The organism is Rhodococcus sp. AH-ZY2 (genome assembly GCF_030916465.1).
Lineage (GTDB): Bacteria > Actinomycetota > Actinomycetes > Mycobacteriales > Mycobacteriaceae > Rhodococcus > Rhodococcus ruber.
This window is the reverse complement of the sequence record NZ_CP126458.1, coordinates 3,522,774-3,535,951: the sequence shown is the minus strand read 5'-3', so window position 1 is coordinate 3,535,951 and position 13,178 is coordinate 3,522,774. Positions and strand designations below refer to the sequence as shown.

Sequence of the window (13,178 nt, the reverse complement as noted above, 5' to 3'; positions counted from 1 at the left end):
GCGCTAGCCGATCTCGTAGAACGGAGGGGCGTAGTGGAAGACGCCGCGCAGCTGCGGCCGGTGCGCGGTGAGGGCGCGGGCCTGCAGGTGCGACGCCCATTCGGGCACGTCGGGATCGACACCGAGCTCGGCGGCCGGGACGAACCCGAAACGCGGGTAGTAGTCCAGGTGCCCGAGCAGCACGACGAGCGGTTCGTCGAGGGCATCCGCCGCGCCGAGCACCGCGTGCATCAGGGCGCCCCCGACGCCGGCGCGCTGCCACGCCGGCAGCACCCCGATCGGCCCGAGCGCCAGCGCCGGCTCGCCGTCGACCGTGCCGCGGGTGACGCACACGTGCCCGACGACCGAGCCCTCGGCTCCGGTTGCGACGAGCGAGAGCCGGGGCAACCACGCCGGGCCGGCACGCAGCGCCTCGACGAGGCCGGGCTCGACCGGCTCCACGCCGGCGGGAGCGAGCGGCGCGAATGCGGCGCGGTGCACGTCGCTGATCGCAGGGATGTCGGCGGGACGTTCTCGTCGGATGAACACGAGAGCAGTGTGGACACCGGCGCCGGGCCGGGCAACGGAATATCGCTGTGGAAAGCTGACGGGCATGCCGGAGACCACCCTCACCCGTGCCCGGGTCGCCGCGATGGTCGACCACACCCTGCTCAAACCCGAGGCGTCGGGCGCCGACGTGCGCGCGCTCGTCGACGAGGCCCGCGAACTCGGGGTCTGGTCGGTCTGCGTGTCGCCGTCGATGCTGCCGCTGCGGGCGGACGGACTCGTCGTCGCCACCGTGGCGGGCTTCCCGTCGGGCAAGCACCATTCGCTGATCAAGGGCGCCGAGGCCCGGCTCGCCGTGGATCAGGGCGCCGCCGAGATCGACATGGTGATCGACATCGGCGCGGCCGTCGCGGGGGACTACAACGCGGTGCTCGCCGACATCCTCACCGTCCGGGAGGCGATCGGGTTCGAGCCCGTGCTGAAGGTGATCCTCGAGTCGGCGGCCCTGTCGGACGAGGCGATCGTCGAGGCGTGCCGGTGCGCCGAGCGGGCGGGCGCGAACTTCGTCAAGACGTCCACCGGGTTCCATCCCGCCGGGGGCGCGTCCGTGCACGCGGTGCGGCTGATGGCCGAGACCGTGGGCGGCCGGCTCGGCGTCAAGGCCAGCGGCGGCATCCGCACGGCCGAGGCGGCGCTGGCCATGATCGAGGCCGGTGCCACCCGGCTCGGCCTGTCCGGCACCCGCGCGGTGCTCGACGGCCTGCCCGAGTGAGCGGGCTGCGGCCTCAGCAGTCGAGCTGGTTCTGCGACTGCTGGCCGGCCGGCGGCTCGGGCATCGTGTAGGCGCCGCCCTCGAGCGTCACCTCGATGCCGGAGTCGGTGACCGACACGGACGTCGCCTGCATGTCCAGCGGGTACTGCTGCAGGCTCTCGGTGAGGATCTGCACGATGCCGTCGACCAGCGCTGTCGGCAAGCCGATGCCGAACAGCGACGCATCCACCGTCTCGATCGCGATTGCCCCGTTCCGGGCCTCCGGTCGCACGGTCAGTTCCGCCAGCCCGGCGCCGCCCACGGTGAATCGGAGGGTGCCGGCGTCCGCGTCGGGGGTGACGTCGGTGATCAGCGAGCCGAGGGGCAGCGTCTGCACCGTCGCGAGAATGCCCGACGACGGCCACACGACCTCCGCGCTCGAGCTGCCGATGGTCCCGGCGCCGGCGGCGCTCTCCCGCAGGTCCACGTCGCGGACCACGGCGTGTACCTGCATCTCCTGGGCAGGGCCGAACGCCGTGTCGTCGCTGTCGAGCGTGACGGACGAGACCTGCTTGTCCACGAGCGAGAGCAGCACCGGTTTCCACCCGAGATCCACGTCGACGTTCGTGCCGAGTTCGCTCTCGAACGACTGCGCGAGGCAGTTGGTGGCACGGTTGCGGACGTAGACCTCGGCGCCGACGAGCACCGCGACCAGCGCGACGGCGAGGACGATGCCGATGGTGGCGAAGGGGACACGCTTCCGGTTCGTCATGGTTCCGGATTCTCCCGAAGAACTCTGAGGAAGGTCTGTGAAGATGCGCCGCCGGGACCGGAAAGTGTGAGGTGTACCACAGTTGTTCGGTACTGTGGCGGCATGACGGGCTGGACGGAACCTGAACACGACGCCTCCGGCCGGGTGGATCCGGACGAGGCCCTGCGACACACCGCGCTCGCCCAGGCGGGCTTCTTCACCACGCGGCAGGCCGTGGCCCACGGCATCGCCACGATCGACTTCGTCGGCCGGATCGCGGCCGGGCACTGGGTCCGGATCCAGACGGATCTGTTCCGGCTCGGTGACAGCCCGCACACGAAGTTCGACGAATTCGCGCAGTGGTGCGCCTGGTACGAGGGCGCCGCGGTGGTCTCCCACCAGAGCGCGGCGGACCTGCACGGCATGGGCCACCTGCAACCCCGCTTCCTGCACCTGTCGACAGCCGACCAGCGGACGGTGCCGAGCAACCGGCTCGCCCTGCACCACCGGCAGCTGCGCGAGCAGGACTGCGAGCAGGTGGGGTGCTTCCGCATCACGACCCCCGCGCGGACCGCCGTCGACCTGGCGGCGGGCGGAGTCTCCCAGGAGGTGCTCGACGAGCTCGTCGGCGACGCCATCGCCATCGGACGGGTCACCTCGGCGCAGCTGCACGCCGCGGTCGTCGATCAGCCCGCGGCCGTCGCCGACCGCATCGAGCTCGCGCTGCTCGCGGCCGGCTGAGTCTGCGCGGGGGCGACGAAGTCCCACGGCACGGTCAGCACACAGTCCCGCAGGCGACGGCGTTGCGGCGCCGCCGGCACCCCCTGGGCGCGCAGCAGGTCCAGGGTCGCGCGCCAGCGCACGCGCGGCCCGAACGCCGCGTGCGGGGCCGCCGCCGCCCAGGCCCGATCCGCCACCTGCAGCAGCTCGTGGATCCGTTCCCCCGGCACATTGCGGTGGATCAGCGCCTTCGGCAACCGCTCGGCCAGGTCCGACGGTGCAGCTGAATGGAACGGGCTCCACGCGAGGGTGAGCGTGCGCGGGCCGTGCTCGTCGAGCAGCACCCATGCGCACCGCCGGCCCAGTTCGTCGCACGTGCCGTCGAGCAGCAGCCCGCCCGGTGCGAGCCCGGCCCGCAGCCGAGCCCACGCCGGCGCCACCGCCTCCTCCGGGTACTGACGCAACACGTTGAATGCGCGGATCAGCACCGGCCGGAGCCCGGCCAGCTCGAAGCCCCCGCGGGCGAACTCCACGCCGTCGCGGCCCGGCACCACCCGCCCGGGATCGATCTCGAGACCCACCACCCGCAGCCGGCGGCGCACCGTGCGCAGCCGCGCGGCCAGTTCGAGGGTGGTCACCGGCATCGCGCCGTAACCGAGGTCGACGACGAGCGCATCGTCCCGCGAGTGCAGGACGCGGGCGACGTCGGGATGGTGCATCAGCCACCGGTCGCTGCGGCGCAGGCGATTGATGCCCGTGGTGCCGCGGGTGACGACACCTTCCGGGCGCGGTACGCGCACGGGGGGAACTACCCGAACCGGCGCGCGAGCCAGTCGGCGGTGATCTCCGCCTCGGTGCGGAACAGGTCGACGAGGTTGACGAGCATGAGCTGCTCGAGTTTGCCGCCGATGAACGGCAGGAAGACCTTGGCCTCCGACGTGGTGCGCAGGGTGCTGCCCCCGTCCGAGGCGAACAGTTCCATCGTGCCGGTGAGGCTGCCGGGCCCGGCGGGGACCGAGGCCTGGTAGCTGCCGGTGATCGTGTCGCCGAGGGGGGTGTAGGTCTCCTTGCGGGTGATGACCATGTCCTTCTTCATCACCGTCCGGGCGATCTCGGGCAGTTCCGTGCGGGGCAGGACGTGGTGCAGGACCAGGTCGATACCGTCGTCCGACACCTCGAACTCGGCGAGATGGTTCTCGGAGTACTTGCGCATCTCCACGATGCGCGCCTCCCAGTGCGTGCGGTCCGAGAGCGCCTCGTACACCTGCTCCGGGCTGTACGGATAGCGGGCGGAGTAGTCGATTCGCCGTGCCATGACAGCCGAGGTTACCGGTTCGTTACCGAACCACGGAAATCGTCACGGCTCCGCAACGGCACGTCAGTGTGGTTCGGACAGCCGTCGGTGTGGTTCGGACAGCGGTCAGTGTGGTTCGGACAGCGGTCAGTGTGGTTCGGACAGCCGTCAGTGCGGTTCGGACAGCCACTGCGCTGTGAACGTGCGCTCGACGTCGAACAGTTCGACGATCTGCTCGACGATGATGCCCTCGATCTTGCCGCCGAGGAAGGGGATCCGCACCTCGGCGGTGCCGTCGATCTCCACGATGGTGCCCGAGCCGTCCGGGGCCATCGTGGACGTGCCGTCCACCTTGCCGGGCAGCCCGTCCACGTGCGCGGAGAAGCTGCCCGTCGCGCGGTCCCCGCTCAGCGGCTGCCACGACTCGTGCCGATGGATGACCAGGTCGCCGGGATGGAAGTTGGTGACGAAGCTCGGCAGGTGCTCGGCCGGGATGGACTGCGTCATGTGCAGGTCGATCGTCCCGTCGCCGATGCGCACGTCCTCGAGGGTCGCGCCCGGGCCGCCGATCTCCGCCAGCCGGGTCCGCCAGTAGTTCTCGTCGACGAGCGCCGCGTGCACCGTGGCGACGGGGAACGCGTAGTGCGAGTAATGGTCGATGCGGCTGCCCATGGTCGGCACGCTACCGTTTGCGGGTGTCTGATCCGCGTATTGGGGCCCAACTCGTCGAGGCGGGCGCCGCTGTGTCCGAGCACGTGCCGCTGTCGACGCTGACCACGCTGCGGCTGGGCGGTCCGGCGCGGTGGCTCGCCGAGTGCACCACCACCGACACCCTCGTCGACGTCGTCCGCCTGCTCGACGCGGCCCGCGTCCCCACCCTGGTCCTGGCGGGTGGCTCCAATCTCGTGATCGGCGACGCCGGATTCGACGGCGTGGTGGTGCGCATCGCGACCACCGGGATCGAACCGGGGGAGGACACCGTCCGCGCCGAGGCGGGCGCGGTGTGGGACGACGTCGTCGCCCTCACCGTGAAGTCCGGTCTCGGGGGACTCGAGTGCCTGTCGGGGATCCCCGGCTCCACCGGCGCGACCCCGGTGCAGAATGTCGGCGCCTACGGGGTGGAGGTCGGATCGGTCCTGCGCGCCGTACGGCTGCTCGACCGCACCAGCGGCGACGTCCGGTGGGTCGGCCCCGGGGAACTCGGGCTCGGCTACCGCACCAGCGTCCTCAAACATTCCGACGACGCGCTGGTGCTCGAGGTGGACCTCGCCGTGCGGCCGGACGGGGCGAGCGCACCGCTCGGCTACCGGGAACTGGCGTCGGCGCTGCACGCCGAGGAAGGGGAGCGGCGCCCGGCGGCGGAGGTGCGTGAGCAGGTGCTGACGCTGCGCCGCGGCAAGGGCATGGTGCTCGATCCGGGCGACCTCGACACCTGGAGCGCCGGATCGTTCTTCACCAACCCGGTGCTCTCCGACGACGAGCTGTCCCGGGTGCTCGCGGTCGTCGAGGAACGCGTCGGGCCCGACGTGCGGATCCCGCGATTCCCCGCGGACGGCGGCACCAAGCTCTCCGCGGGATGGCTGATCGAGCGAGCCGGGTTCGGCAAGGGCTTCCCCGGGGCCGACGCACCGGTGCGGCTGTCCACCAAGCACACCCTCGCACTCACCAACCGGGGAGCCGCGACCACCGCCGATCTGGTGGCCCTCGCCCGGGAGGTGCGCGACGGCGTGCAGGACGCGTTCGGGGTGCGGCTCGAGCCGGAGCCGGTGACCGTGGGCTGCTTCATCTGAGAGCCGGTCTGCCAGACCTGCCGCCGCGCTGCGACGCGACAGCGCGGCGGGCGTACCCTCGTCGGAGTGCTCCACCTGGGTGAACGAAGTCGTCGGTTGTTGTGGTTCGGGCTGCTCGCACTCGTCGCGGTGCTTGCGGCGTGCTCGTCGGGTCCCGGCGGGAGCGCGGTACCCGCCGGCACCGGGCCCGTCGTGTCGATCGTCACCGACCCCGCCGACGGCGCCACCGACGTGAACCCCACCGCCCCGGTCCGTGTTTCGGTCACCGACGGCGAGCTCACCGACGTCGCCCTCACGAACGTCGGAACGAGCGCCGTCGTGCGTGGCGCCCTCGCCGCCGACCGCCGCAGCTACACCGTCGCCGAACCGCTCGGCTACGGCGCGACCTACCGCTGGTCCGGCACGGCCGTCGGCTCCGACGACGAGACCGTGGCCGTCGAGGGCAGCTTCGACACCGTCGACCCCGACCGGGTCGTCTCCGCGAACCTGAACATCGCCGACGCACAGCCGGTCGGAATCGCCGCCCCGATCATCGTCCAGTTCGACGGCCCGATCACCGACAAGGCCGCCGTCGAGAAGGCCATGGTGGTCGGCACCGACCCGCCGACCGTCGGCAGCTGGGCGTGGCTGCCCGACGACAACGGCGGTGCCCGCGCGCACTGGCGCCCGCAGCAGTACTGGACGCCGGGCACCGCGGTACACCTCGACGCGCGGCTCTACGGCCTCGACTACGGCGACGGCGCCTACGGGGCGGAGGACCTCACCCTCGACTTCACCGTCGGCCGGAGCCAGGTCGTCGTGGCCGACGCCACGTCGCACCGCATGCAGGTCGTGCGCGACGGGGTGACGATCATGGACATCCCGGTGAGCTACGGGCAGGGCAACCAAGCCCGCAACGTCACCCGCAGCGGCGTCCACGTGGTCACCGAGAAGCACGAGGACTTCCTGATGTCCAACCCGCCGTACTACGAGAACGTGCGGGAACGCTGGGCGGTGCGGATCTCCAACAACGGCGAGTTCATCCACGCCAACCCCGCGACCCTCGGCCAGCAGGGCGCGACCAACGTCACCAACGGCTGCATCAACCTCTCGCTCGGGGACGCCCAGGAGTACTTCGCGACGGCGATGTACGGCGACCCGGTCGAGGTGTCCGGAACGTCGATCGAGCTGTCCGCCGCGGACGGCGACCTGTACGACTGGGCGATCGACTGGCCCACCTGGCAGTCGATGTCCGCGCTGTAGAAACCCGCCGGAACCGGGGCGGCACCGAGCGGCAACGGGTGCAGGCTGCGGCGCTGTCGGGGGGACCGCGCGTCGTCGGTGGCCACCGAGTATCCGCTGAATTCTCACGTGCTGGAAAAGCTCTTCGGTGCCGAGGTGCAGAAGCTCCCGACGCGGGCAATCAGGGACCCGGTCGTGCTTGTGGGATCGCGACCGATCGCATCCGAAACGCCGGCGACGGGACGGCGTGAGGGTGATCATGTAGGCGGAGGTAACCATGGAACCGAAGGTCCCGGGTTCGCGCGGCGGTTCGCTGCCGAGCACCCCAGAGGCACCGGACGACCATGGAGTTCGGCTCGAGACCGGGCAGGGTGCCGCGGCGGTCCGGAATGCCGCCGGCACCGACGCTGGTGGGCCGCCCGAGGCCGGGGAACGCCGGAAGCTGCTGTACGTCACCTTTCCGGGGTGCTGGGGTGCACTCGTTTTCGCGTGTCTGTCGTTCACGCCGTCGCTCGCTCCCGCGCGGCGGGCTCCTGCAGGGCATGATCTGCGGGATCACTGCCGCGATCGGATACGGGCCGGGCGTGCTCGCAGCCTTCGTGTGGCGCGCGTTCGCCGACCGCCCGGCCCTGGAGCCGATTCGGAGCTATGCCGGGCTCACCTCGGCCGAGGACTCCGAGAGCCGGGCGGCCGTGGCAGTCGAGGGCCTGACCCGGGTCGGGGTTTCCAGCGCGGCGATTCGGTCGTGGTGACGACGACCGGGAGCGGCTGGGTGGACCCGGCCCTGGTGGACACGCACCCGCCCCCGCAAGCCCGACGCGGGCGACCGGGCGTTCGACCACGTCCACGGATGCGAGGAGGGTGGGTCTGCCGTGACCGAAGAATCGACCGCCGCCGGTTCCGCGGGGGCAGCGCGCCCGCAACGACTGCTGGCCATCCTGCTGGCGATGGCGATGTTCGTGCTGGTCGTCGACACGTCACTGATGAACGTCTCGATCTCGTCGGTGGTCCGGGATCTCGAGACGACCGTGAGCGGCGTCCAGGCGGCGATCGCGCTCGAGGCGCTGGTGTCGGCGGCGTTCATCCTGATAGGTAGCAAGGTCGGCGATCTGATCGGACGCAAACGTGCCTACGTGCTGGGTCTGCTCGGCTACGCCGTAGGTGCGGCGGCGATGGCACTCGCGCAGAGCCTGACGGCGGTCATCGTCTTCTGGGCACTTCTGGGTGGAATCGGCGCATCACTCCTCCTGCCCGCGATGCAGTCCCTCATACACGGCAACTTCGAAGGAGACGATCAGAAGAAGGTCTACGCCCTCGTCGGGGCGGCGGCCGCGATCGCCGCGGCCGTCGGACCGCTGCTCGGAGGTTTCATCACCACCTACCTTTCCTGGCGCCTCGCGTTCGTGCTCGAGGTCGTCATCATTGCGATCGTGCTGTCCGGCATCAGACTCGTCCGAGATGTGCCGTACACAGGACCTCGGGGCGTCGACACAGTCGGTGCCGTGCTCTCGGTGTTGGGCATGGGCGGCATCGTGCTGGGAATCCTGGTGTGGCAGGAGGGCGGCGAGGCAGTCGCCGCGCTCCTGGTGAGCGGTGCGGCGGCCCTGGCCGGACTGGCGTACTGGCTCGGGCGGCGCAAGCGGCGAGGCGAACCCAGCCTGCTGGACCCGGATCTGTTCACGTCCAAGATCTTCAGACTGGGGATCTCCCAGCAGATGCTCCAGCAGATAGCGCTGGGTGGCACCATGATTGCGCTGCCGATCTACCTGCAGATGGTGCTCGAATACAATGCGATGCAGGCGGGTTTGTCCCTCGCACCCCTCTCCCTCAGCATGTTCGCAGTGGCGCTGCTCGCGGGGAAGAAGGCGGGCGATCGGCGCCCCAGCAGCATCATCCGGTGGGGATTCGTTCTGCTCACGATCGGGATCGTGGCGCTGATCCCGATCGTGCCCCGGGCAGAGTTCGGTTGGGCCCTGGTGGTCCCCCTCATGATCGCGGGGTCGGGTCTGGGGCTGTTGGTGTCGCAACTCAACAACTACACGCTGGCTCCGATCTCGCAGGAGCGTGTCAGCGAGGCAGCAGGTGTGAACTCGGCGGCCGGATCGTTCGGGTTGTCGTTCGGGTTGGCGTTCGCCGGTGCCATCATGCTGGCAACGCTGTCCATCACGTTCACCGCGATGGCGGAATCGAGCACCGTCCTTCCCCCAGCCGAGCAGCAACAGGTGGCACAGGTGCTCGAGGACGACGCCGAGGTCATGAGCAACACCCAGCTCACGGAGTTGCTCGCCGATCAGCCCCCGGACGTTCAGGACGAGATCATCCGCATCAACACGGACGCGCGGCCTCTCGCCCTGCAGGTGGCGCTGCTCGTTCCGCTCCTGGCCGGTCTCCTCGGGCTGTTCAACTCGTTCCGAATGAATCGGCTACCGGACACCCCGTCCACGGTCTCCGACCGGACGGAACCGCACTGACGGACGGGAATGTCACGGCTCGGGTGGACCTTCGACCCGAGATCGTCCGTCCCCCTGCCGTGGACGGACGATCATCATGCCCGAGCCGCATGCCGTGGAGTTCCGCGCGACGTCGTTGCGTGGCAGGAATGACTGCAGTACTCCGGCACGCGCACGCCACTCGTCTCGTCGGTGCACCGCGACTCGGTGGACTGCGGTTCAGGGGATCGGGACTCAGTGGCGGTGGAAGCGCATGGGGCTGGCCTGGTCGCGCGGCTGCACGATGATCTGATCCAGGTTCACGTGCGACGGGCGCGACGCGACGAACCCGACGATCTCCGCGATGTCCTCGGCCACCAGCGGGGTGATCCCCTCGTACACCTTGGCGGCGCGCTCGGCGTCGCCCTCGAACCGCACGAGGGAGAACTCGGTCTCCACCGCGCCCGGCGCGATCTCGGTCAGGCGCACCGGCTTGCCGAGCAGCTCACCGCGCAGCGTCCGGTGCAGCACCGCCTGGGCGTGCTTGGCGGAGGTGTAGCCCGCGCCGTTGTCGTAGGCGTGGAACGCCGCCACCGACGTGATCGTGACGATCAGGCCGTCGCCGGAGTCGACGAGCTTGGGCAGCAGGGCCTTCGTCATCCGCAGGGTGCCGAGGACGTTGGTCTCCCACATCCAGCGCCAGTCGTCGAGGTCGGCCTCGGCGACCGGGGCCATGCCCTTGGCGCCGCCCGCGTTGTTGACCAGGACGTCCACCCGGGGGAGCACCGTCGTGAAGGCGGTCACCGAGTCCTCGTCCGTGACGTCCAGCTCGAGGGCCGTGCCCCCGATCTCGTCCGCGAGCTTCTCGATCCGGTCGACGCGGCGAGCGCCGACGACGACGTGGAAGCCCTGGGCTGCGAGGGTGCGGGCGGTGGCCTCGCCGATGCCGGAGGAGGCACCGGTGACGACGGCGACGGGGGAATCGGGAGAAATCGTCATGCGAGCGATCCTAGGGTGCCCCGGGTGCGGTCGCGCGGGGGTCCGCGCGACCGCGGCACCCGCTACGACGCGAGCGGCCGGGGCGTCTCGATGATCGAGTAGGCGCCCGCGTCGCCGGCGACGGACCGGCTCGTCTCGCCGTGGACGCTCACCGGGACGTCGCCGGCGAGGGTGATGCGGTGCAGCCGACGATGCCGGCCGTCGTAGTCGGCGACGGCGTAGTGCTGGGTGGCCCGGTTGTCCCAGATCGCGACGTCGCCGGCGGCCCAGTGCCAGCGGGTGGTGTACTCGAGCCGCGTCTGGTGGTCCTGCAGCAGCCGGAACAGCGCCTGCGACTGCCGGCCGCTCAACCCGACGAAGCCCTCGACGAAGTGGCCGAGCAGCAGCGACCGCTCCCCGGTCTCGGGGTGCACGCGCACCACGGGATGCTCGGTCGCGAAGTATTCGGACCGGAACTCGGCGCGGTACTCGGCGACCCGCTCGTCGGCGCCGTCGCGGAGGTGCTCGGCGCTCTCGGCGGCGTAGTCGTACACGTTGGTGTGGGTGGCCCACAGGTTCTCGGCCAGTGTCTTCAGCGGTCCGGGCAGGCCCTCGTAGGCCGCCACGCCGGAGGCCCACGTGGTCGAACCACCGTAGGGGGGCAGTTCCACCGCGCGCAGGATCGACGCCTTCGGGATGCGGTCGACGAACGAGACGTCGGTGTGCCAGCTGTTCGCTGTGCCGTAGTCGGAGTCGATGGGCAGCACGTGCGCCCCGCGCGACGTCACCGTCGGGTGCGCGGTGGTCGGTGTGCCGAGCAACTCGGCGAACGCGTACTGCGACGCGTCGTCGAGGTGGTGCTGGTCCCGGAAGAAGATCACCTTGTGCTCGGCCAGCGCGCGACGGATCGCTTCGACGGTGCGCCCGTCGAGGTCGCCGCCGAGCCGGACTCCGTCGATGCGGGCACCGACGTGCCCGCCCAGGCGGACCACGGTCACGTCGCGAGCGGGTGCGGTGCGGGTATCGAAATCGACAGACATGAAGGACCTTTCGTGGATCGGATATCGGTACCGTCGACCTCATCACCGGTGATGTTCCGGCGTAAGGGTTTTCGTCACCCTGATCGGGATGGTTGCCTGCGCGTCGCCGGGCGGAGTGGACACGGCGGCGCGCGGCGGCTAGGTTGCGGGTATGTCAGCTCGCCGTCTCCGTGCTCCGCGGGTCACCTATGTGACCGCCGCGCTGGGCTCGCGGCTGCCGCTGGCGCGCGACCTGTGTTGTCGCTGACACCGCACCTCGCGCCCCGCTTCGTCGCCCGCCGTCACCCGGCGGATCGCCACGGTCGAGCGGATCGGCGCCTCCCCGTCACGCCCCGGGTCCTCGAACCCGTCCCCGAGGAAGAGCCGCAGTGTCTGCAGCAACCACATCGAATGTCTTGTACCCCAATGTCGTCCGTCCGAAGACCGGTGCCCGGTCCCGCGGCGCCGCCGCCCGCGTGCAGCCGACGGCGCGCGTGCAGATCGTGCCGCCCGAACTGAAGATCGCCGACGGCACCGCCGCGGCCGTGTTCCGGACCGCCGCGGCGCGCGGGCCGATCTGCCGCGACCAGGCGGCAGCGGCGACGGGCGCGAGCATCGCCACCGTCAACCGACAGGTCTCCGCGATGCTCGCCGCGGGACTGCTGCGGGAGCGGCCGGAGCTGATCGAGTCCGGCGCCGTGGGCCGGCCCCGGGTGCCGTTCGAGACCGACCACGAGCGCTACCTGACCGTCGGGATCCACGTCGGGGCGGCCGTCACCGGTATCGTCGCGAGCGATCTGCGCGGGCGCGTGATCGGCGGGGTGGAGATCCCCACTCCGCGCGGCGGCCAGGAGGCGGCGCTCGGGACGATCACCGGCAGTGCGAGGGCCTTCGCGGCGCGCTGGCATCGGCGCATGCCGCTGTGGGCGGGCGTCGCGCTCGGCGGGCGCGTCGACTCGGCCACCGGAACCGTGGACCACCCGCGGCTCGGCTGGACGGATGCGCCCGTCGGCGCGGTGGTGAGCCGGGGTCTGGGCCTGCCGGTTTCCGTCGCCGCGCACGTCGAGGCGATGGCCGCGTCGGAGCTGCTGCTCACCCCCGACCGCGACACCGCCGACGTCGAGGGCGCCACCCTGTACTTCTATGCCCGTGAAACCGTGGGTATCGCAATCGCATTCGACGGCCGGGTGCACACGCCGCGCGGTGGCCCGGGTTCGGTCTCGCACCTGCCCACCGGATCGTCCGTGCCGTGCGCCTGCGGTGCCCGCGGCTGCCTCGAGGCCACCGTCGCCGACCGGGCGGTGCTGGCCCGGGCCCGTGCCGCCGGGTTGCTCGACGCGCGTGCCACGTCCGTCGCCGCGCTGTACGCGCTGGCCCGCAACGGCTCTCGCGAGGCGCACGAGATCCTCGCGGAGCGCGCGCAGGTGCTGGGGCGGTCCGTCGCGATGCTGCGCGACCTGTTCAATCCGGACCGGGTGATCCTCGGCGGCCAGGCGTTCACCGCGTACCCGGCGGCGGCGCCGCACGTCGCGCGCGCGCTCGGGTCGACGTCGGGCGCCGACGTCCGCGTCACCGGATTCGGCGACCGGGTACAGGCGCACGCCGCGAGCGTGGTGTCCCTGAGTTCGCTGTACTCCGACCCGCTCGGAGCGATGCGTCGGGCGCTGGGCTGATATGCGCACGAAATATCCATCCGAGCATACGATTTCATTCGCGTGTGGCCGGAAAGTGCGCGGATC

The 13,178-nt window shown here is 71.0% G+C and carries 14 protein-coding genes; 7 read left to right on the top strand and 7 right to left on the bottom strand.

Annotated elements, in window-relative coordinates; all coding sequences use genetic code 11:
* Positions 1 to 3: 3 nt before the first annotated feature.
* On the bottom strand, positions 4 to 528 hold the full coding sequence (locus QNA09_RS17135) for a GNAT family N-acetyltransferase (RefSeq protein WP_203010970.1): 525 nt from the start codon (positions 526 to 528) through the stop codon (positions 4 to 6).
* Between the two features lie 64 nt (positions 529 to 592).
* Between QNA09_RS17135 and deoC the strand changes: the two genes are divergently transcribed.
* Complete coding sequence (deoC, locus tag QNA09_RS17130) at positions 593 to 1,258, top strand: deoxyribose-phosphate aldolase (RefSeq protein WP_010592123.1); 666 nt, start codon at positions 593 to 595, stop codon at positions 1,256 to 1,258.
* A 13-nt stretch (positions 1,259 to 1,271) separates the two neighbouring features.
* On the opposite strand, the gene QNA09_RS17125 is transcribed toward deoC, so the two are convergent.
* Positions 1,272 to 2,009, bottom strand: coding sequence for a DUF2993 domain-containing protein (locus QNA09_RS17125; RefSeq protein WP_102031366.1), 738 nt, complete (start codon positions 2,007 to 2,009; stop codon positions 1,272 to 1,274).
* A gap of 102 nt (positions 2,010 to 2,111) precedes the next feature.
* Between QNA09_RS17125 and QNA09_RS17120 the strand changes: the two genes are divergently transcribed.
* Positions 2,112 to 2,729, top strand: coding sequence for a hypothetical protein (locus QNA09_RS17120; RefSeq protein WP_010592121.1), 618 nt, complete (start codon positions 2,112 to 2,114; stop codon positions 2,727 to 2,729).
* Here QNA09_RS17120 and QNA09_RS17115 read toward each other — a convergent pair.
* From QNA09_RS17115 to QNA09_RS17105, 3 genes are all read right to left on the bottom strand, one after another.
* Positions 2,675 to 3,508, bottom strand: a complete 834-nt coding sequence (locus tag QNA09_RS17115; protein ID WP_010592120.1) for a hypothetical protein — start codon at positions 3,506 to 3,508, stop codon at positions 2,675 to 2,677. The two genes, QNA09_RS17120 and QNA09_RS17115, sit on opposite strands and share 55 nt — an antisense overlap.
* A gap of 8 nt (positions 3,509 to 3,516) precedes the next feature.
* Positions 3,517 to 4,023 (bottom strand): DUF2505 domain-containing protein, encoded by a 507-nt coding sequence (locus tag QNA09_RS17110; protein ID WP_003937518.1) that lies wholly within the window; start codon positions 4,021 to 4,023, stop codon positions 3,517 to 3,519.
* A 147-nt stretch (positions 4,024 to 4,170) separates the two neighbouring features.
* Positions 4,171 to 4,674: a DUF2505 domain-containing protein gene (locus tag QNA09_RS17105; protein ID WP_010592119.1), complete on the bottom strand. Its 504-nt coding sequence runs from the start codon at positions 4,672 to 4,674 to the stop codon at positions 4,171 to 4,173.
* Positions 4,675 to 4,745: 71 nt separating this feature from the next.
* Here QNA09_RS17105 and QNA09_RS17100 point away from each other — a divergent pair, with 71 nt between their 5' ends.
* The 4 genes from QNA09_RS17100 (at position 4,746) to QNA09_RS17085 (ending at position 9,484) form a co-directional block, all read left to right on the top strand.
* Complete coding sequence (locus tag QNA09_RS17100) at positions 4,746 to 5,792, top strand: UDP-N-acetylmuramate dehydrogenase (protein ID WP_010592118.1); 1,047 nt, start codon at positions 4,746 to 4,748, stop codon at positions 5,790 to 5,792.
* Between the two features lie 66 nt (positions 5,793 to 5,858).
* On the top strand, positions 5,859 to 7,034 hold the full coding sequence (locus QNA09_RS17095) for an Ig-like domain-containing protein (protein ID WP_043804083.1): 1,176 nt from the start codon (positions 5,859 to 5,861) through the stop codon (positions 7,032 to 7,034).
* A 521-nt stretch (positions 7,035 to 7,555) separates the two neighbouring features.
* The gene (locus tag QNA09_RS17090; protein ID WP_010592116.1) at positions 7,556 to 7,765 is read left to right on the top strand and encodes a hypothetical protein; all 210 of its coding nucleotides are present in this window, start codon (positions 7,556 to 7,558) and stop codon (positions 7,763 to 7,765) included.
* A gap of 120 nt (positions 7,766 to 7,885) precedes the next feature.
* Complete coding sequence (locus QNA09_RS17085) at positions 7,886 to 9,484, top strand: MFS transporter (protein ID WP_010592115.1); 1,599 nt, start codon at positions 7,886 to 7,888, stop codon at positions 9,482 to 9,484.
* A gap of 213 nt (positions 9,485 to 9,697) precedes the next feature.
* Here QNA09_RS17085 and QNA09_RS17080 read toward each other — a convergent pair whose 3' ends face one another.
* Together QNA09_RS17080 and QNA09_RS17075 are read right to left on the bottom strand one after the other, a co-directional pair.
* Complete coding sequence (locus QNA09_RS17080; RefSeq protein ID WP_203010969.1) at positions 9,698 to 10,441, bottom strand: SDR family NAD(P)-dependent oxidoreductase; 744 nt, start codon at positions 10,439 to 10,441, stop codon at positions 9,698 to 9,700.
* A 62-nt stretch (positions 10,442 to 10,503) separates the two neighbouring features.
* Positions 10,504 to 11,460 (bottom strand): TauD/TfdA family dioxygenase, encoded by a 957-nt coding sequence (locus QNA09_RS17075; protein ID WP_040270874.1) that lies wholly within the window; start codon positions 11,458 to 11,460, stop codon positions 10,504 to 10,506.
* Positions 11,461 to 11,855: 395 nt separating this feature from the next.
* Here QNA09_RS17075 and QNA09_RS17070 point away from each other — a divergent pair, with 395 nt between their 5' ends.
* Complete coding sequence (locus QNA09_RS17070) at positions 11,856 to 13,112, top strand: ROK family protein (RefSeq protein WP_140189152.1); 1,257 nt, start codon at positions 11,856 to 11,858, stop codon at positions 13,110 to 13,112.
* Positions 13,113 to 13,178: the final 66 nt, after the last annotated feature.